Raw genomic sequence first — 20,522 nt, 5'->3', positions numbered from 1 at the left:
AACCCGACAGAGAATAAATTCTCTGTCTCATAGCTTAAGTCCGTTAAAACGGACTGAAATATTCGCTATTTAGTCGGTTTTAACCGACTTTAGCTATTAGCCAGTGGTTTTAACCACTGGCGGTTGCGCGGTGTGGTAATATATCGGGCGAGAAACAATATTTCCATCTACTTTTTTTCCTCTAACTCTTCAGTTACCCCTTCCAGAAAAGCGATCGCACCTTTCCCCCAAGGGTTTTCCTCCACAAAATGTTCCCCTACCTTCAGTGCAGCCTTTTTGCCACCATTCCAGAGGCGTTTCAGGTTGAGGAAATTTTGCTACCCGAAAACCCGCCGTAGAATTAATTCTACGGCTAATAGCTTAAGTCCGTTAAAACGGACTGAAATATGCGATCTTTAGTCGGTTTTAACCGACTTTAGCTATGAGACAGTGGTTTTAACCACTGGCGATTGTGCTATAAGTTGTTTCCACTGGTGTAAGTTATCAGCTAATTATCATTCTAATTACCTGGAAGTTGTTGGTTATCCTTGTGAATCTCATAGAGTCGCTTACCCACTTCGATGGGAATACCTGCGGCGGGAAGGAACATTTTCACGGCTTCCATACCACCTGCAAAAACAATACTGAAAATATTTTTCCAGCTTTGCCATTGTTTGGGGTTATTCTGGGGCATGGTTTGAAAGCCTTTGGTGAGGATATCGAGGATTTCTATATCTGATGCTTGGGGGTTTTGTTGGTGCAGCTTTTCTAGTAGTTGAGTGATATTTTTTAGGGCTTCTGTAATTTTTGGATCAGTAGCGTAGTTATTTTGTGTACCAATTTTAGTTACATCTTGGGAACCTTGATTAGGGGCAAAGTTGACATGTCCACTGAAGGTTGCGCCGCTGAAATCTTGTTTTGGTGTTTCTGACATTTTCTGGACTCCTTGGTTAATTTCTTGTAATGTGTTCAATACTGGATTGTCTGTTAACTGCTGAGGGCTGACAACTGGTGGTAGTCGAGCGGTGAAGATTTCGTAGTTGTAGAATTGGCAGTTTTCTTGGATATTAGCAATTGCGCGAAGTGCGTCTTCTCCTGATTTAGTGGGAATTAGGGTAAGAAGATGGGGGAGGATGTGGGCAGCACGCTCTCTCTGGAAGCCTCCCAAGACACCTGCAATATCATTGCGGCTTCGCACATATGGATCATTCTCAAGAATATCAAGAAAATATGGAATTGCAGGCTCTGCTTGCATTTTCCCTAGTATTTCAATTGCTGTTCCTTTACTATCTAAATTAGACGTTTGAAGAATATGGATAAGATCTGGGATTACGCTTTCATCACCAATTTTCCCCAAGGCAAAAATAGCTTTTTCTTTAAGGTAGCTATTTGATTTCGCTAAAAAACGATGCAATTCCGGAATAGCCTTTTTACTACCGATTTCTCCCAAGGCATCTATTACGCTCCAGCATTCATCATCAGATTTGTCTGAAACGCATTGAAGATAACTAATCAATTCTGGAACAACAGCCTCATCAGCTATGAAACCAAGTGTATAGGCTGCTTTACTACGAATATTACTACTGCAATCTCGTAATCTCTTGATAAGACCTATGACCGCATCTTTATCTCTAATATCACCTAATGCATCCACTGCATACCAACGAACACTTTCATCTGAATTTTCAAGAAGAGAAAGCAAAGAATTGACAGCTTTTTGGCTACCGATCTTGGCAAGTGCAGAAGCTCCAAATCTACGCAATTGACCAGCTCTGTCTATATCATTACTTGGGTTTTTAATGAAATCAATTAGACCGTCTATAGAGTTTTCATCACGAATTCTGCCTAATACTATTGCTGCACTTCCTCGGACATCATCACTGTCATCTTGTAGAAGTCTCAGTAATCCTGAAGTCGCACTACAATCACCAATAAACAGTAACCCATGAGCTACACCCCAACGTACATTAGGATCTGGACTATCAATCAAATTCAACAATATTGGAATATCCTCTACTCCTCCGTATCGTTCTAAGTCAGACATAGCATTCCAGAGAACTTCAGGTTTCGGATCTTCAATAAGCCTGCATAGCTCTCCATACTTAGGGGAAGATCTGAAACCAGGCTTTATGCTGTGATTGTCTACATTTTCTCGGCATGAAAGTTGTGACTTGATTGTAGTGTTTGATTCTGATTTATCAAGAGGTGTTGCGTACTTTAAAAGCCTAACCTTCAACCTCTCCGGTATCTCCAACCCACTCACCATTCCAACAGTCTGCACCTGAAACCCCAGTTTCACCTCCCCCGCCAACCTCGCCCCCAACTGCAAATCCACCGCCAACGCCAACCTTACCACCCGCACCGCCTGCGCCTCATACCCTAACAACCCCAACATCAGCGCCACAGGTTCCCTCCATTTGAGATAATTCAAATAGAAATGCTGCAATCGCCCATCATCCATCACATCGGGATCCCGATTTTTCACCATTATCAGCAACGCTTCCGCCGCATAATATTCCTGAAACAATTGGTGATGAAATTCAATTTCCCTGCCATCAGCCGCCACTTGCAGTAAATGATGTTCTAATAAATCTTCTAACCATTCCTTCGCTTTCGTCGCCGCATCAGCTACCTGACGCTTACCTAACCAAGATTCCAAAATGCCCTCAGCTTTCTGGCGAGAAATCCTCAACCACGCTTCTGTTGGTTTCTCCCTATCTCCTTGCATCATTTCCCATGCTAGATACTGCAAAACCTCCGACTGAAACCGCCGAAAATCTCCAGAAACGGGCGGATTTTGTTTATGCTGATGATACTTCCGGTCAAATGCCCGAAATAACTCCCCCTTACTTTTAGGAATCTGCCGCGTTTCGGGATCGAAAACTTCGCACAACATCTTCAACAATAAGGGAGTTACTGCCACTTCCCGCAAACGATTCTCTAATTGCCGTAATAATAAATCCCTATACTCCGGCAAATACTTCCCCACAAATTCCCGCATTTGACTATCAGTCAGGGGAGTCATTTCCAGCTTTTTCTCAATCCCAAAATCACCCCCCACCGCCAAATCCCGTGTCGTGAAAATCATCGGCGTATCCAGATTATTTTCCCGAAACTCCTGTAATTCCCGCCGCAACTCCTCCGATGGGATTTCATTCACCCCATCCAGCAATAAAAATAGCCGCTTTTTTCGCAGCAGCAGTTTGATATACTTCCGATTAATTTCACCATCGAGATCCCCATTCTCCAATTCCTCTATAATAGATTGCCAAACAGTGCGATCGCTCTTTAGCTGCACCAATACTGGAATCGGTTGATCATCATCAGCCAAAGCTACCTTTGCCATCTCCAACAACAACCGCTTCAGTGTCGTCGATTTTCCGGAACCAGGTTTACCCGACAGCAACACATGATGACTCGCATATTTCCGCAAACCCTCTAAAACCGGAAATCTCTCCACCCGCTGCTTTGCTTCCCTGGATTCCCTACCTTCCTTTTCCTCCCGCACCACCGTTTGCGCTTCCAACACGATATCAATCGCATCCGTCACCGTATACCGAGATAATGTCTCGTGGTAACGGGGACTAGTCCGGACAAATTCTAAATAGGGAGAAAAATCAACATCTACCATCGGTCGTTAAATATCACGGCTTATCTTCTATCTTACTAAACCTCTTACCTAAATCGGGTCAGGGTGAAGCATTTCCGGATCAATACTTATAAAAAGGTTAGTAGTAAGCACTTTAGTGCTTGAAAGTACAGGTTTTTGGGGCACTGAAGTCCCTACTACGAACAAGGTGGTTCTCAGTTGCATGACATACAATCTTTTGGCAATTAACTCGATGAATCTATAACTGGTAACTTGGGGTATTTGTATAGGAAATTGGTTTTTTATGATAAAATTTAAGATGAGATTCCTTTAGGCGAAACCGGGAGAAACCAATGAGATTCATCAGCCCCAAGGTGGATTATGCCTTTAAAAAAATATTTGGTTCAGAACAAAGTAAGGAAATATTAATCAGCTTTCTCAATGCCATCGTCTACGGGGAAAAAAAAGTCATTCAATCCTTAACTATTGTCAACCCCTATAACCCCGGTCAAGTCCTCACATTAAAAGACACCTATTTAGATGTCAAAGCCGTTTTAGCTGATGGCTCTATTGTCGTCATAGAAATGCAAATTGCTAGGGTTAGTGCTTTTAGCAAACGAGTAATTTATAACCTGGGCAAAGCTTATACCAATCAACTAGGAATTGGCGAAGATTATTTAGGTCTCACCCCAGTAATTGCTGTCACCATCACCGATTTTATCTTATTTAACCAAAGTCCCGGTGTAATTAGCCAATTTCGGTTTCATGAAACTACGCATAATTTTCCCTATCCTGACACGGAATTGCAGCTAATTTTTATCGAATTACCAAAATTCAAGAAGATTTTATCAGAGTTAAACAGTTTAAGCGATAAATGGATTTATTTCATTAAACAAGCCGCTACATTGGAGGAAATACCAGAAACATTAGGAGAAGTGAGTGAGATAGAATTAGCCTTGAATATTGCTAACCAAGCCAAAATGACCGTGGAAGAATTGGAAGCAGTAGATCGCAGAAGTATCTTCTTGCAAGATGAAAAAGGACGGCTAGCTTATGCGAAGGAAGAAGGACGACTTGAAGGGAAAGAAGAAGGAAAAGCCGAAGGACTAAAAGAAGGACAAATTCAACAAGCACTCTCTCTAGCAATCCGTTTAGTGAGAAAGCGTTTTGGCGAAATTCCAGAGGCAATAATCAGTAAAGTTGAAGGCTTACCTTTGGATGCTTTAGAAAGTTTAACAGAGGAGATTTTAGATTTTCAGAGTTTGGAGGATTTATCAAATTGGCTGGACGGGCGATAAAATATTACTTTCTCAATTGGGGAACTTCTTATCCCAGGATATACGTCTTCAATATCTGTGTACTGACTTCTCTCCTAATTATTAGCGATCTACTCGCTCCTATGAGCTAGATCGCTCTACCAATATATACTGTCAACAACCCGCCGTTAAATCGGAGTACCGACTATAACGGGGGCTTGCAATACAGCCCTAGTTGACCAGACTCAGGCAGAAATGCCTACGTTAGAAGCAAGCGTTTAAGTTCTTACCGAAGGATGCGTAGCTAGTCTTTCGCTCTAAAACCCTTGAGTTAAACAGGTTTAAAAGGGTTAAGCCAGTGCTTTTGGGATAGTACCGACTTCTAACATTGTCAAAGCTAACTTTATCGGAGAAATCCGAGGTTTTGTGGGTTTACAATCAAAAAACCTACATTTTTGTTTCAATTGGGAATTAATTTTATGTTGCCTAAATCCCGCCCTCTCTTTCCTCTCACCGCCATAGCTGTACTCAGCTTGGCGGGAGTCTCCAGGGAGGAAGAAAGATGAAATACCGCCGTCCAACCATTGCTCAATCGCAACAAGTTTTTACCGCCTTAATTTTAACCAGCATTTTATCTTTAACTGCTGGAATATCTATTTTAGATAGTGCTATTGCTTCTGTGCCATCTTCCCCTCAGAGTAATTTACTTAAAGAGCGTCGTGGGGAGAGGAATCATCCTCATCAATCTCGCGCTAATCGATTACCTCCTCCTATTCTTAATGCTGTACGCCGCGATTTATCTAAACTTACTGGTATTCCTGGCGGTGAGTTAAGATTAGTTAGTGCAACTCAAGAAACTTGGTCTGATAGTTGTTTGGGACTTGGTAGACTTGATGAATCCTGCGCTCAGATGTTGGTCAATGGTTGGCGTGTGGTTATGTCTAATGGTTCCCAAAATTGGACTTATCGTACTGATTCTGATGGGAAAATTCTCCGTTTAGATACGGAAAGTTCGGAGAATCCATCTGGTAATTTGCCGAATGTAGTGGCTAATGCTGTTTTGCAAGCTGCATCCCAACGTAGTGGTTTACCTATTTCTCAATTACGGATTGTTAAATCTGTACAAGTCACTACTGATGGCTGCTTAAGTTTGCCCCGTCCTGATGAAATTTGTACTAAGATTGCGATGATGGCTTGGGAGGTGACTGTAGCTGCCAAACAACAAACTTTGGTTTATCGCTCTGATAATGGAGGGGTGCAAGTTAGGTTGAATGAAGCTGCAAGTAGTATTGATGATACTGGCTTACCTAAGTCTGTTAGCGATCGCATTTTACAACTTGCGTCTGAATTATTGGCATTGCCCATCTCACAATTCCAAATTACTAAAGCGGAATCCCAAACTTGGAACAATGCTTGTCTTGATTTACAGCGCCCTGAAGAAAGGTGTAGGGGTATCCAAACTCCCGGTTGGCGGGTTACTGTACAAAATAAGGGACAACGATTAGTTTATCATAGCGATCGCGAAGGTTCCGTTATCAGGTTCAATCAAGCTGCTAGTAAGCTTTCCGAAGGTAATCAATCTAATGGTGGTGTGCCAATTCCCAAGGAACAACTCCCAGCACCATTAGCCCAAGGAGAAATTTTCCGCGCTATTACTAGTGGTGGTTTTGCTAATCTTCATTATCAAACGACGCTGATGAATGATGGGCGCGTAATTAAAGTGCAACTCAACCAAAATAACAATACCACATCTCAAGAAGTAATTCGACAAATTTCCCGCCAAGAGTTGAGAGAATTTCAACGTTTATTGGCACAAGAGAAATTTGCTAAATTTAACCAATTAGATTTTCCTGCACCTTCAGGTGCTGCTGATTATTTCACTGTCACTCTCACTAGTAAAACTGCTACTACTCGTTATGCGGATATTGGCACGGATAAATTACCTGAATCTTTGGAGTCTGTAATCCAAGTGTGGACTAAAATTAGCTCGCAGTGATTCTTTTCGTTTACTTGTTTTAGGGATGAGGACATACTAATCGCTAAAACAAGTAATCGCTAATGGTAGAGTTAGACAATTAGCCATTAGCCATTAGCCATTAGCTATTAGACTTAATCTACGGTTTATCTATCGGAATACGTTGCATGTGTCGAAAATCCCTGCTATAATATCCGATTAGTAAGAATTAGAATCTTCACCAAGTAATGAGCGGAACGTCTAACAAGCTTCAAGATGCACCGACAGAGTTGCACGGGTATTCCTATCCACACGAGCAACCAGAGAAAACCTTCTACTACTTCGCATACGGCTCTTGTATGTGCCCTGTGGATTTGAAGCGATCCCTAGGTGAAAATACTCATAATTTTGTCATAGGTTCAGCAACTCTTAAAGGCTATCGGTTAGGATTTTACCGCAAATCGCAGCTTCGCAACTGTGGGGTGCTTGATATGGTAAAAGATCCAGAATCAACTGTTGAAGGTGTGTTATACCGTTTACCTTGGCGATTGAGTGATGCTTTGGATGAAAGGGAAGAAGTGCCTCACGGGGGCTACCGATGGGAAATGATTGAGGTAAACCATCAGGGACATTTGTATAATAATGTCCGTACTTATGTAGTAGTAAATAAATTGCCCAAAGAATTGGCTCCCAATGATTGGTATTTTAATGTGGTGCTGCGAGGTGCAATTACCTGTGGATTAACGGAACCTTATTGTTGGCAGTTATTTCACCACATGCACCAGCTACAAAAATATCAGTGGTAAACTCATCTAGCTCAGTCAGCTTAGACTATATTACTGCCAATAATCGTTCGATTACTTATCTTTTTTTCCCCACTCCCCCCACTCCCTAATAAGTATTATTTCTAAGGCAAACGAGTACCTTAGTGGTTTTTGCTGCCCTCAACTGTGCCCCAACTTCATCACTAAACTAACGTCCTGTGCAACAATAAAGACAAGTGCTGGAAGACAAAAAAGATGATTTGGCTAGCTGGGCAGCAGTTGTATGGCGGAAGGTACGTTATTGAAAGAGTTTTGGGTGAGGGAGGCTTCGGTATCACTTATCTTGCCACAGACAAACAGGGAAAGCAGGTTGTAATCAAAACCGTAAAGGATGAAGTACTCAATGCTACTAATGTAAGAAGCCTTCGCAATAAATATCAACGGGATTTTGAAAATGAAGCCTTGCGCCTATCACTATGTAGACATAGGCATATTGTCCAAATTGAGAATGCCTTCCATGAAGATAAACTGCCATGTATGGTTATGGAATATATCGAAGGGGAAGATCTTTGGCAGCGGGTAAATCGCCAGGGTATTCTATCAGAAACTGAAGCTTTGCTCTATATCCATCAGATTGCTGAAGCACTAATCGTAATACACGAAAAAGGATTGCTTCATCGCGATATCAAGCCCCATAATATTCTCCTCCGCCATAGTACAGATAAGATGAATCAATTAGAAGCTGTCTTGATTGATTTTGGTATGGCACGAGAATTTATTCCTGATATTGCTTTAACCCAAACCCAACAGTTAACCCACTGCTTTGCGCCGATTGAACAGTATGCTAAAGAAGCCAAACGGGGAGAGTTTACTGATATTTATGCCCTAGCAGCAACCCTCTATTACATTCTGACAAAACAATTACCAACTCCCGCACCAGCCAGAGCTGCTAGAGATATTTTAAAACCACCTCAAGAATTCAATTCCAGTATTAGCGATGTGGTAAATCAGGCAATTTTACAGGGGATGGAATTTCATTCAGAAGATCGTCCTCAGTCAGTAATTGACTGGTTAAATTTATGGGAATTTAACCTATCTGAGAGACGAAAAATTCTGCCTGTAACATCTGTAGATATTAAAATCCGTCGCATTCTTTGGGTAGATGATAATCCAGCTAATCCTGGGGAGCGCATTACTGAACTTCGTAATCGAGGTATAGAAGTTATCCTAGCTACTTCTACCAATGAGGCAATGGACATCCTCCTATCTGATTCTTTCCATCCTGATGTGGTAATTTCCGATTTAGTCCGTTTTGAGGAAGGAGAATATCGAGTCGATGCAGGTATTTTATTGATTAAAATAATTCGCGGAGCAGGAATTACAGTACCGATTTTCGTCTATAGTGCCCCGTGGCGTGTTGCTAGTATGAAAGAGGAAGTTTTAGCTGCTGGGGGAAGCAGTATCTTCGCTTCTCCTGTAGAACTATTTAACCTACTACTAACTTATATTAGTCCCGTAGAAAATAAACCTAATATTATCAATAATTCAGATAATTTAATTTCATCAGTAGAAATTAATTACAGCAAATTGAGTAATTTACTAGCAGCCGGAAAATGGCAGGAAGCGGATGAAGCAACTCGTTCCTTAATGCTACAAGTATTTAGTAGAGAAGAAGAAGATTGGCTAAATGAACAACAAATTGAACAGTTTCCTTGTGAAGATTTACACACTATTGACCAACTCTGGTTAAAATACAGCAACGGACAATTTGGCTTTAGTATTCAGAAACGGATTTGGTTAGAGTGTGGGGGGAAACCTGATGCTGGTTATGAAACCTATCGTATTTTTGTGGAGCGCATCGGTTGGCGTGTTGATGGTAATTGGTTGTCTTGGTTTGATTTAACTTTTAGTTTAAATGCTCCCGAGGGACATCTACCGTTAGGATTGGGAAGAGGGATGGTTGATTTTGGTTTGGCTTTCTTATCTCGTGTGGAAAGTTGTGGTTTGTAAGAATAATAAACTAGACTTTTTGGGGTCTTCCGTACTTAGTGTGCTAATTTAAAAAAAATGCCTGAAACTATTGTCGGGAAAGATTTCTTAGCAAGACAACGGTTCCTGCTTTTATTTCGTTCCACCCTGCCTGGTTAGCATTTTTATTCATTAATAATAGCAACTGCTCTCGTCCAACCCGCTGATGCCCTTCTGATTTTCACTGGAAAGCATGAAACCATAAAACCACTCGATGGTAATATCTCAAGATTATGTAGCTTTTCTATATGACAATAACCAATATCCTTTGCCCAGGCTTCGCTATCTGGTAAGTCTTCCTTTTTTAAACCAGGAAAAAATGATTGTATTTGCGAAAATGTATTTTGATGATTAAAGTAAGTAATTTTAGGCAGGTATCCATCAGGATCAGAAACAACATCGTTTTCTAAATAAATAGAAATATCAATAATTTTTCTCGACATATTTCACCTATAGCTTTGATTTCTATCTAACGTATAGCACGACTTCTGCGGAAGCCGTACCTATTTACGTTCATAAAAATAATTTTACACGCACAAAGGTAATTTGGATCTCCCGTACTTGTGGTGGAAAACCTTTTTTTGGCAGGGGAGCAGGGTTTTTTGGAGCAGGGGGAAACCTGATCTAGTATGCTTTTGGTGATTTCAATAACTTTGACTTATCACCATAACTCCGGGAGAGCCGATAAAATGAGCAGAAGTATATCCGAAGTTCAATGTATTATCCATACTGATTGTTTATGAGCGTAATAATTGCCATGATCGAGAGGTGACAATCAAGAAATGTAGTAATTATTCCACTCCTTGACTATCAAAAAATTTAACAATATCATCTCCCAGAGAACAAGGATCGCTTGTTTGCTCCTGTTAGGAAACGTCATATTCTCGTAATGCAACAGCCAGTTGTTTTGCGTCATCCAAATCAGATGCAATGCAAATAAATGCGGCAAGCCCATCTTCCAATCTTCCGGGATTAAAAGGAATTACACCAACACCCGTCTGAGGATTAAACAGTAAATCTTGATATATTACTTTTAACTCAGCGAAGCAACTAGGGGGAACCGTTAAATTTTCTGTAATGTAGAAACTTGGAATCGGTAGTCCATTCTGTCGCTGTTTCTGCTGAATAATGTCAAAAACTGCTTTAGCATAAAGTCCTGCATTATAACGAGCATTGATTTCAGAGAAAAAGAACTTGTAGCCACCTGCCACTTCATCGTAGTACTCAACGAAATCAAAGCCAACCCAGCCTTTTACACCAATTTTATATAAGTGTTTAGCTAATCTCTCTGAAGCCTCAACAATTTCTTGGTATAAAACTGCGGAACAAGGATAGACACTGCCTGAAAATACCAGTTTCTCACTAAGGCGCTGATCTGTACTATTTACCAAAGAAATAGTGCCAGTTTCTTGGTCAATCCAAAATGTGGCATTTGGTGCAGAACTTAATTTAAATAAGGGTTCAACCAAATAAACATCATTATCTCGACGCTTATCCAGTGCTTGTAGAAGCTCATTGATGTCGGTTTCATCATTAATTACGAAAGTGGATGATCCTGATGCGCCAACTGCCCCCTTAACAACTACGCCACTCGTTAGTCGCATTTGGCGTTTTATTGCTGATATGAATTTATCTTCTTTTAGTCCACCACCATCATTATCGAATATGTCTGTGATTAACTCGGCAGGTGCAACCGGAACATTCGCCTCAAGTGCCAATTGCCGTGCAACATCTTTTCTGTTGACTGCCTGCGCTAAATCCAAAGCAGCACTCACATAGCTCACTGAACAAGGCAATAATTGCTCCAATTTAACAGCCAAACTGATTTCCTGCTCAGTAATAGTGAAAGTATCCAATAAAACTGCACTTGAATTTTTATCAATTAGGCTTATTATTTGATTAAAGGCATCTGTATCTTGCATAAGCATACTGATTAGCGGTTCGCTAGTACCATCCGCTACGACCACAATATGTTGTGGATTGATCTCAAACCCTAGATCGTTGAAATATTCGAGGAAAGCCTTCTCGACAGGTGATGCAACAACAACTATATCATTTTGACGCGCCAATAATACTGCTCGAGCTGCGCCCTTATCATTTAAATTAACAACTGATATATTGTCTATTGATGTTACAGCATGAATAAAAATACGAGTAGCTGAGGATTGTGCATAAACCTCGGGAATACTAAGAATGGGTATGGTCATAAATACACTCAAATAGACTGAGACAATTTAGGGTTGGTACAAGGATTACGATCTACACAAATCTACACAAAACTGTAGTGCTATAGATTAGAAGACATAAAACAATAGGATATTTTTAGTTTATTTTTGTACAATAGCAACATTTTAGTTTATTGATCGGGGTATTTTTAATGACTCTTGTAACTCAATTGGTATCGAAAAGCTATAACCCATTACTTTATTGGACTGTCATCCTTTCAACTAATTGATATATGACTCTTTCAGCAGAATTCAACATTGAGCCATCTTACCGCGTTGTGTCCCTCATCTCCCCCGAAATTTTTCGCTCTCCCCTTATGCGTAAATCAGGCAGAAGACTTGCCCGTGACAACGGGAGGTTCATCCTTCAATGTCTTTTGCACAAGTCCCTGCGGTGTTTTCAACGCTCCTCTGTCAAGCAGATCTAAGCCTAAGTGACTTCCTGGAGCTGTTAATTTGGAAATTCTTTGCATCAAGCTGTGGACTTGTGCTTCTTCTAAATACAGAAACAATCCTTCCACTAAAAAGACTGAAGGTATGGTAACTTGATATCCTTTCTCTAACAACAAATGTTCCCAAGGTTGATTAAGATCTGCATTCACAGTTTCCATTATAAAGTCATCGAAAAAGCGTGTACGAACCAAGATGTAGGCACGATCTCGAGGTAGAAGTTGTTCCAGCATCGCAAACCCTTCACTTCCAGCAAGTTTAGCAGCAAACGGATCGGTAAATAACCCTTCTTTTCGCTCATGCTCCATTGCTCTAATTGCAGCCATCAACTGAGCAGTTTTCCCTACAAACTCTCTTTGATTCATTTTCTTATCTTGCTATACAACTTATTGCTAGTCTCAAGTCCAGTACGGTAGTCTGCAATTCTTTTCTCTTGAAACTTGACGTATTCTTTCGCTGACTTAATTTGTGTTTCAAGGATTTTGATGTGACGCTAAGGTCGTGTAAGTTTTTGTTGCCGTTCTTGAATCACCTCCTTGATTTAGCGCTACTATTATTAAGAACTACACAAAACTTGGGTAATCCTTACCTGTGTACCACTACCAATCAATTTTATGAGCCACATCTTGTAAGATTGCTAATACCTCTTCCATCACCTCTTCGGTATGCAAGGTAGAAATGAACCAAGGCTCATAGCGATTTGGATGGAAATAGACCCCTGCACGCTGCGCAGCATGTTGGAAACGGATATATGGCTCTGGGCGTGTTGTGGACATGATACTGCGATAATCCATTGGTACAGGATCGCTGACCTGATTCATGATTTGCAGACTGAATAGTGAGCCAACATGCTGTATATGAACAGGTACATTGATCTTTGCAAAGATTTTGTATAAACCCTCTGCCAAGAAACGAGTATTTTTTTCTAGCAGTGCGTAAATCGTTTCGCCATCACGCTCATAAGCCATCTGTGTTGACAATGCACCTGCCATACAGAAAGGGTTACCCGAATAGACACCACCGTGGAAAACTTTACCATCAACCAGTTGCTGCATAATGTCTTGACGGCCACCAACAGCACCAACAGGCACACCACCCCCCATAGCTTTGGCTAACATGGTAATGTCTGCCTGTACACCATTTTGATTTAGCGCATCAAAGCCTTTCCTGCCTCAGATACTCCGATCAAATTAAATACATCATTTTATTCCCCACTCCCCACTCCCCTACTCCATTATTTCCAGCAATGCCCCTTGCATTTTACCCAAAAAGTCAATTAAATCCTTTAATTGTTGGTCAGGTTTCACAATTCCCAAACCCCGAATCTTTACCTTACCAGGAGTATAGATAAAACGCGATCGCAAATGTTTCGGTAATCTCTCTGCCATAAGATCCCACGCAGGTTCCGCCATCGGTGTTTCCAAAATAACGTGCTGTTTTGCTTCTGATTTTATTTTACTAAATCCTAACGATTTGGCAATCTGTTTGAGTTCTAATACTCTCAATAATTGCTGAACTGATGGCGGAATTGGACCATAGCGATCGCTCCAATCTGCGGCAATTTGGACTAATTCTGTTTTGGATGTTGCTGCTGCTACTGTTCGATAAGCGGTCATTTTTTGATCTAAATCGGTAATATAAGTCGCGGGAATAAATGCGGTGAGATTAAGATCGATTTGAGTATCGTCTACCTTGGGAATTTCTTGTCCTTGAATCTCTTTAATTGCTTCTTGTAACATTTCCATATAGAGATCGAAACCAATCGATTCCATTTGTCCAGACTGCTCCGCACCCAAGAGACTACCTACTCCCCGAATCTCCATATCTCGTGTTGCTAAATGATAGCCGGAACCTAACTGAGTAAATTCTTGAATTGCTCGCAAACGCTGGCGGGCAGTTTCGGAAAGTTGCTTATGTTTGGGATAAAATAGCCAAGCATGGGCTTGAATTCCGGCTCTACCAACTCGTCCGCGAAGCTGATATAATTGGGAGAGACCAAACTTGTGCGCATCTTCAATTAAAATAGTATTGACTCTCGGAATATCTAACCCAGATTCAATAATTGTTGTACAGACTAAAATATCAGCCTCACCATTACTAAATGCCAGCATAGTTGCTTCTAATTCACTTTCTGGCATTTGGCCGTGTGCGATCGCTAATCTCACTCCTGGGACTGTTTCTCGCAATTTTGTCCCTAATTCTTCAATCCCTTCAATGCGCGGTACAACATAAAATACTTGTCCTCCTCGATCTAATTCCATCCGAATTCCCGTGCGAATTGCATCAGGATCGTAAGGTGATAGATGGGTTTTAATCGGGCGACGTGAAGGAGGTGGTGTAGTAATTAAGCTCATTTCTCGCACGCCAGATAGAGACATATAAAGAGTACGAGGAATTGGTGTAGCGCTTAAAGTAAGGACATCAACTTGAGTTTTCAGGCTTTTAATTTTTTCCTTCTGATTGACACCAAACCGCTGTTCTTCATCGATTACTAACATACCCAAATCCCGGAAATTTACCTCTTTACTTAATAATTGATGGGTTCCCACTACAACATCTAACTCTCCTGTGGTGAGTCGATGTTGAATATCTTTGGATTCGCTGGCGGTGCGAAAGCGATTCAGTAATCCGACATTGATAGGATAGGGTGCAAAGCGTTCTTTAATTGTGTGGTAATGTTGTTGAGTCAGAATAGTAGTTGGTGCGAGAATGGCTACCTGTTTTCCAGCCGTAACTGCCTTAAAGATAGCCCGAATTGCTACTTCTGTTTTACCAAAACCCACATCCCCACATACTAAACGATCCATGGGGCGATCGCTCATCATATCACGTTTCACATCTTGTACTGCTTTCAGTTGATCTGGAGTGGCTTGGTAGGGAAATGAATCTTCTAATTCCTGTTGCCATGGGGAATCTTCTGGAAAAGCATAACCTGTTTTTTGCGCTCTTTGAGCATATAATTTTAGCAAATCTACTGCTAACTTTTTAATACTCTTGCGGAGTCTATTTTTAGCCGCTTCCCAGTTTTTGCCCGACATTTTATTTAGTTGTGGCGGGCGGTTATCGCTACTGCGAAATCGAGATAATACTCCCACCTGATCCGCCGCTACTCGTAACAAGCCATCAGCATATTGCAAAACTAAATATTCGCGGGTTTGGTAGTCTACAGTTAAACTTTCTAGTTTAATAAATTTACCCACGCCATGGCTTTTGTGGACAACATAATCCCCCTGACTCAGTTTATTGAGGTCAATCTGTTTTGAAGCAGCTCTGCGACGCTTGCGAATGTAATTGGGGGTGGCTAAACTATGCTGTCCAAAAAATTCTCTATCAGTAATTAGGGCAATCCGAAAGGTGGGAAGAATAAATCCCTCTATTTCGGCAAATCCGGAATATTTTACGGCGATAGGTGTTTTCTGAATTTGTAATCTATCAATTGCTGGATAGTCGCGAGGATTGGGGACAAATTGAGCTGGGCAGTCATGTTCTTGTAACAGGGAAACGGAACGACTCGGTTGAGCAGAAACTAACCAAATAGAGAAATTATGAAGACTGATTCCACCATGAACATCCTGTTTTCCTCTAATTATTTCGGCAAGTTTGGCAAATTGGTGAGGCGTTGTGGGGATAGGGCGACTTGATAGATTAACTGCTGTTTCTGTAGTTGTTTCTACCAATTCAGATAGGTAAACTATCGGTAATTGTTTATTTGTTTCTCCAGCTATTCCCTCTTCCCCACTCTTATCCGGTATCCGCTGTTCCATTCTAATTGATTCATCAAAAGAACAATGAAGAGGAGGAAGAGGCTTTTTAAGTGTTTTTAATTGTTCTTTTGCATATTCTAATGCGCGATTACTATGGGCGCGACATTGATCCGGTTCATCAATGGCAAGAATTGTCTCTGGTGGTAGATAATCTAATAGTGATGCAGGCTTTTTGAATGGGATACCTAGGAAGCGGCTGCTACCTTCTAGGTGTCCACCTAATTGCCAAGAAGCTTGTTCTTCTGGAGAGAGATAATATTTTACTTGTTCGATTTGATCGGGGCTTAAAGCTTCAGTAATAATTGGGCTAAAATTAGTGGGAGTTAGTACTAACTGCTCAATTTTTTCCAGGGAACGTTGTGTCGCGGGGTCAAATTCTCGTAATTGTTCTAATTCATCCCCCAACCATTCTAATCGGACAGGTAATTCGGCAGCAACTGGGAAAATATCAACAATATCTCCGCGCCGACTCCATTCACCTTCTGTTTCTACTAAAGGAACGCGCTTGTAACCTAGGCGTGTTAAATTTTGGTCAACTTTCTTAGATTCCCAAATCATGCCTCGATTGAGGGTAACGCAATAAGGTGCGAAGGCTGTTATTGGAGGTAAATGGGGTTGAAGTGCTGTATGTGTAGCAACAATCGCAATTGGTTGTTTGTTGTTGGTTGTTGGTTGTTGGTTGTTTGTATTTTCCGTTTCACCAATTACTAATGAGGAATTACTAGTGACTAAATCGGCTAAAACTTGCATTTGTCCCCAAGTAATTTCCGATTCCGGATCGAAAGGTTCGTAGGGGGAAGCTTCTGAGGTAGGATATAAGTGAACAATTGCCCAACCCATGGTTTCTAGTTGGGCACTCCAGCGACTTGCTTCTTCCAAGGTGGCACTGATTACGCACAAGTTACGCCCGCTAGCTTGGGCTAAGGCAGATGCAACTAATCCTTTTGGCAAGCGCCCGATACCATTGAGATGTAGAGAGTCCTGACGATGGAGTTTGGTGAGTAGTTCACTAGTCAGGGGTGCGCGTTGTAGAGTCCGAACGATTGATGAAAGAGCCATGAGTTTTTGAGGATTTAGTATTTATAGAAATCTATACTATTTAGGCAATAATTTCTAACTTGCGTTCTCCCAGGCTGTTAAAAATCTCGAATGAAAGGTTTTGATCCTGTTCCATCTTATCATATATCCGATCGGTCTTGGTTTTTACTCCTTAGAAAAAGGTAAAATTAGCCCCCCGACAACTCTATTCTGATTCTATTGGCGCACCTGGTAGTGAAGGGGAGACTTATGTCAAAATGTTAGTTGCTAATACCCAAACTAATAAGAATCCCCTTAAAAAAAAGGAGATTACATCAACGGAATAATCCTTTAATTTCTCGCCAAATTTGTGACTGATTTGATTTAGTACGTCGATGAGTTAAAATTCCTTGAGTTGGACTTAATAAAAAGGCTAGGATAAAGAATCCAAAGGTAACTAAAACAATAGCCGGTCCAGATGGTAAATTGAAAAAGTAGCTGAGATACATGCCGCTGATACTGGCAATTACGCCAATGGCTGCACCTAAAATCATCATGTGGTGTAATCGAGTTACTAGTAAGTATGCTGTTGCACCGGGAGTGATTAACATTGCTAGTACTAAAATAACTCCTACTGATTTGAGACTGGCAACTATTGTCAGGGCGATTAAAATCATTAGCCCAAAATTAAGTAAATTCGTGGGCAATCCCGATGCTTGTGCGCCGATAGGATCGAATGTATAGAACATTAATTCTTTGTATAATAAGATGACAATTGTGAGGACAATTGTGGTAATAATGGCTGTATTCCTTACCTCTTCATTGGTGACACTGAGAATATTACCAAAAAGAAAATGATTTAGATCTATTTTATTGTCTTTTTGAATAATTGTAATTAGCGTCACTCCCAAAGCAAAAAAAGCCGAAAAGACTATCCCCATCGCGGCATCTTCTTTAATTTGCGATCGCGCCCTAATCCAAGTTATGACAATGGTACTCAGTACACCTGCAATGAATGCACCGACAAAAATATCCGCACCTATCATAAACGCGATCGCTAATCCCGGCAATACCGAATGACTAATCGCATCACCCAACAACGCCAAACGCTGCACCATCAAATAACTACCCACCGCCGCACAAACAATACCCACCAACACAGCAGTAATCAAAGAGCGCTGCATAAAACTATATTGCAACGGTTCAATTAAACTCTCCAACATCAATCATTCCTCTCTTAATCTAAATATATTCCCTAGGTTCGTAGTGAGCGATTCATCGCTCTTTGAGACGATAAATCGCCTACTACAAACTTCTGAATAAAACCAACCTTCGCGTACCTTTGCGTAAAAAAAAAGACCATTCCCCCAACCCAAATCAACTAGCAAAAAACACCACCTCACCCCCATAAGCACGTCGCAAATTATCCCTACTCATTACCTCTTGCCGAGATCCCCAAGCAATCAACTCCCGATTCAATAAAATTAAATCGTCAAAATTAGTAATCGCTTCCCCTAAATCGTGATGGACAACTAACACAATTTTACACGCATCAGCTAGCTCATGAAGTATTTTAAAGACAACAGCTTCCGTTTTTTTATCAATACCTGCTAATGGCTCATCAAATAAGAAAATTTCTGCCTCTTCTGTTAATGCTCTCGCTAAAAAGACACGCTGTTGCTGCCCCCCCGATAATTGTCCAATCGGGCGATCGCGAAATTCACTCATTCCCACCCTTTCTAAGGCTTCCATGGCTGTCCGACGCGATACTGAGGAGAAGCGACGAAACCACCCCGTTTTCCGCACTCTGCCCATTAATACGACATCCCAGACTGTGGCAGGGTATGTCCAGTCAATTTGCGATCGCTGTGGCACGTAGGCAACTGCTTCTAACCCATCTATCAACTGTTTTTTCTGGTAAATTGCCCTGCCGCTACTGACAGAAACTAACCCAAGTATCGCTTTCATTAGCGTACTTTTTCCTGCCCCATTCGGACCAATTATACCCGTCAGTCTTCCTGGCTTAATCTCGCAATTGATATCCTGGAGGGCTTCTACTGTGCGATACTCTACACTTAGTTGCTCAATCGTCAGCGTTTCGGTGGAAATGCAATCTCCTTGCAGCAGCGTAACGCTCTCGCACTTACTATATCGCGTCATTCTATCTGTCCAATCTACGTTATTAATGGTAATGCTTACCATCTTGAACCCCTCTAGAGCCGGAAATATGAAATGAATATGAAAATATTGTATCATGAAAAATGAGAAAAATATGAAATTAGCCAAATTAAGCTAGGAGGAAGGGGCAGTGGCGGGAACAACAGGGCAGATAAAGAAGGATAAGCAGGTGGGGGTAAATAAACCTTATACTCAGAAACTATACATCCAGAAACCCGGTTTATTCGAGAAACCGGGTTTCTTAGCCCCTGTGAGTTTTAGGTTTAATTTTGCCGATTTACTGACAAAAGGAGAAGCCAGAGAAACGACTTTAGAGGGACGACTTCTGACAATAGTTACCCTGATCTTAGGGCTGTATTTAAGTGGGTGCGATGGAACTAAAAGCGATCGAACTGATTCTGATACTAATTATAGGCCTAAAGTAGTTTCTACCAGCACTATTATTACTGATTTAACCGAAAAAGTTGGGGGAGATGAAATTGAGTTAAAAGGCATCCTCAAACCAGGAGCAGATCCCCATGTTTACGAACCAGTACCTGCTGATAATCTAGCATTAGAAAAAGCCGAGCTAATTCTCTACAACGGCTACAATTTAGAACCTGGACTAATTAAACTGATGAATTCATCTGGTGTTAAAGCAAAAAAAGTTCCAGTGGGTGAAGTAGTCAAGCCATTAGACTTTAACTATAAAGGAGCAACTAAACCAGATCCTCACGTTTGGGGGAGTGCCCAAAACGCGATCGCCATGGTTAATACAATTCGCGATCGATTAATTGAATTATCCCCTGAAGACAAAACTGAATTTATCGAAAATGCAGCTAAACTTACTGTGGAATTAGAGGAAGTTAACACCTGGATTACCCAAGAAATTCAAACCATTCCAGAGAATCATCGCCAATTAGTCACTACTCATGATGCCTTTCAATATTATGCTCGCGCCTACGGATTAAAAGTCACAGGCACATTAATCGGTATTAGTACCGAAGAACAACCTAGCGCCCAGACAATAAAACGCTTATCCGATGCCATCAAATCTGCTGGAGTACCAGCTATCTTTGCCGAAACTACGATTAATCCAGCCCTGATTACCACTGTCGCCCAAGAAGCCAAGGTAAAATTAGCCCCACGACAACTATATTCTGATTCTATTGGCGCACCCGGTAGCGAAGGAGATACTTATGTCAAAATGTTAGTTGCTAATACCAAAACTATTGTAGAATCATTAGGAGGAAAGTATAAAGCATTTGAGCCAAGCCAAAAATAATGGTTGTTGGTTGTTGGTTGTTGGTTGTTGGTTGTTGGTTGTTGGTTGTTGGTT

At 41.1% G+C, this 20,522-nt stretch carries 12 protein-coding genes and 1 pseudogene; 5 read left to right on the top strand and 8 right to left on the bottom strand.

The features are described 5' to 3' along the window. Positions 1–499 precede the first annotated feature (499 nt). Positions 500–3,610 carry a HEAT repeat domain-containing protein gene (locus NJ959_RS09585; RefSeq protein WP_254011529.1) on the bottom strand — a complete coding sequence of 1,037 codons (3,111 nt, stop codon included), beginning with the start codon at positions 3,608–3,610 and terminating at the stop codon, positions 500–502. Between the two features lie 311 nt (positions 3,611–3,921). Here NJ959_RS09585 and NJ959_RS09580 point away from each other — a divergent pair, with 311 nt between their 5' ends. The 4 genes from NJ959_RS09580 (at position 3,922) to NJ959_RS09565 (ending at position 9,552) form a co-directional block, all read left to right on the top strand. Beyond that, positions 3,922–4,866, top strand: coding sequence for an Rpn family recombination-promoting nuclease/putative transposase (locus tag NJ959_RS09580; protein ID WP_254011528.1), 945 nt, complete (start codon positions 3,922–3,924; stop codon positions 4,864–4,866). A 520-nt stretch (positions 4,867–5,386) separates the two neighbouring features. After that, a complete protein-coding gene (locus NJ959_RS09575; RefSeq protein WP_254011527.1) occupies positions 5,387–6,820 on the top strand; it encodes a DUF8738 domain-containing protein in 1,434 nt (477 codons plus the stop codon). A gap of 206 nt (positions 6,821–7,026) precedes the next feature. Continuing rightward, complete coding sequence (locus tag NJ959_RS09570) at positions 7,027–7,584, top strand: gamma-glutamylcyclotransferase (RefSeq protein WP_254011526.1); 558 nt, start codon at positions 7,027–7,029, stop codon at positions 7,582–7,584. Between the two features lie 213 nt (positions 7,585–7,797). After that, positions 7,798–9,552, top strand: coding sequence for a GUN4 domain-containing protein (locus tag NJ959_RS09565; RefSeq protein ID WP_254011525.1), 1,755 nt, complete (start codon positions 7,798–7,800; stop codon positions 9,550–9,552). Between the two features lie 143 nt (positions 9,553–9,695). Here NJ959_RS09565 and NJ959_RS09560 read toward each other — a convergent pair whose 3' ends face one another. The 7 genes and pseudogenes from NJ959_RS09560 to NJ959_RS09525 form a co-directional block, all read right to left on the bottom strand. Continuing rightward, the gene (locus tag NJ959_RS09560; RefSeq protein ID WP_254011524.1) at positions 9,696–10,013 is read right to left on the bottom strand and encodes a cyclase family protein; all 318 of its coding nucleotides are present in this window, start codon (positions 10,011–10,013) and stop codon (positions 9,696–9,698) included. 423 nt (positions 10,014–10,436) lie between these two features. Beyond that, the gene (locus tag NJ959_RS09555) at positions 10,437–11,777 is read right to left on the bottom strand and encodes a preATP grasp domain-containing protein (RefSeq protein WP_254011523.1); all 1,341 of its coding nucleotides are present in this window, start codon (positions 11,775–11,777) and stop codon (positions 10,437–10,439) included. A gap of 344 nt (positions 11,778–12,121) precedes the next feature. Continuing rightward, the gene (locus tag NJ959_RS09550) at positions 12,122–12,610 is read right to left on the bottom strand and encodes a class I SAM-dependent methyltransferase (protein ID WP_254011522.1); all 489 of its coding nucleotides are present in this window, start codon (positions 12,608–12,610) and stop codon (positions 12,122–12,124) included. A gap of 234 nt (positions 12,611–12,844) precedes the next feature. Next, a pseudogene (locus tag NJ959_RS09545) lies at positions 12,845–13,402 on the bottom strand (aminotransferase class III-fold pyridoxal phosphate-dependent enzyme); the annotation flags it as partial. Positions 13,403–13,471: 69 nt separating this feature from the next. After that, positions 13,472–17,068, bottom strand: a complete 3,597-nt coding sequence (gene mfd, locus NJ959_RS09540) for a transcription-repair coupling factor (protein WP_254011520.1) — start codon at positions 17,066–17,068, stop codon at positions 13,472–13,474. Between the two features lie 293 nt (positions 17,069–17,361). Continuing rightward, positions 17,362–18,249: a metal ABC transporter permease gene (locus NJ959_RS09530; protein WP_254011519.1), complete on the bottom strand. Its 888-nt coding sequence runs from the start codon at positions 18,247–18,249 to the stop codon at positions 17,362–17,364. Positions 18,250–18,403: 154 nt separating this feature from the next. Then, entirely contained in the window at positions 18,404–19,186 is a 783-nt protein-coding gene (locus tag NJ959_RS09525; protein ID WP_254011531.1) for a metal ABC transporter ATP-binding protein, read from the bottom strand. Positions 19,187–19,529: 343 nt separating this feature from the next. Here NJ959_RS09525 and NJ959_RS09520 point away from each other — a divergent pair, with 343 nt between their 5' ends. Further along, positions 19,530–20,468 carry a metal ABC transporter solute-binding protein, Zn/Mn family gene (locus NJ959_RS09520; protein ID WP_254011530.1) on the top strand — a complete coding sequence of 313 codons (939 nt, stop codon included), beginning with the start codon at positions 19,530–19,532 and terminating at the stop codon, positions 20,466–20,468. The last annotated feature ends 54 nt before the right edge of the window (positions 20,469–20,522 follow it).

This window comes from Limnofasciculus baicalensis BBK-W-15, assembly GCF_024178385.1.
GTDB classification, from domain to species: domain Bacteria; phylum Cyanobacteriota; class Cyanobacteriia; order Cyanobacteriales; family Coleofasciculaceae; genus Limnofasciculus; species Limnofasciculus baicalensis.
Note: the sequence above shows the minus strand (reverse complement) of the source record. Positions and strands in the feature narration are given on the sequence as shown.

Coding starts and splice junctions, on each gene's coding strand:
- NJ959_RS09585 (WP_254011529.1), bottom strand. CDS start 3,610: ATGGTAGATGTTGATTTTTCTCCCTATTTAGAATTTGTCCGGACTAGT.
- NJ959_RS09580 (WP_254011528.1), top strand. CDS start 3,922: ATGAGATTCATCAGCCCCAAGGTGGATTATGCCTTTAAAAAAATATTT.
- NJ959_RS09575 (WP_254011527.1), top strand. CDS start 5,387: ATGAAATACCGCCGTCCAACCATTGCTCAATCGCAACAAGTTTTTACC.
- NJ959_RS09570 (WP_254011526.1), top strand. CDS start 7,027: ATGAGCGGAACGTCTAACAAGCTTCAAGATGCACCGACAGAGTTGCAC.
- NJ959_RS09565 (WP_254011525.1), top strand. CDS start 7,798: ATGATTTGGCTAGCTGGGCAGCAGTTGTATGGCGGAAGGTACGTTATT.
- NJ959_RS09560 (WP_254011524.1), bottom strand. CDS start 10,013: ATGTCGAGAAAAATTATTGATATTTCTATTTATTTAGAAAACGATGTT.
- NJ959_RS09555 (WP_254011523.1), bottom strand. CDS start 11,777: ATGACCATACCCATTCTTAGTATTCCCGAGGTTTATGCACAATCCTCA.
- NJ959_RS09550 (WP_254011522.1), bottom strand. CDS start 12,610: ATGAATCAAAGAGAGTTTGTAGGGAAAACTGCTCAGTTGATGGCTGCA.
- mfd (WP_254011520.1), bottom strand. CDS start 17,068: ATGGCTCTTTCATCAATCGTTCGGACTCTACAACGCGCACCCCTGACT.
- NJ959_RS09530 (WP_254011519.1), bottom strand. CDS start 18,249: ATGTTGGAGAGTTTAATTGAACCGTTGCAATATAGTTTTATGCAGCGC.
- NJ959_RS09525 (WP_254011531.1), bottom strand. CDS start 19,186: ATGACGCGATATAGTAAGTGCGAGAGCGTTACGCTGCTGCAAGGAGAT.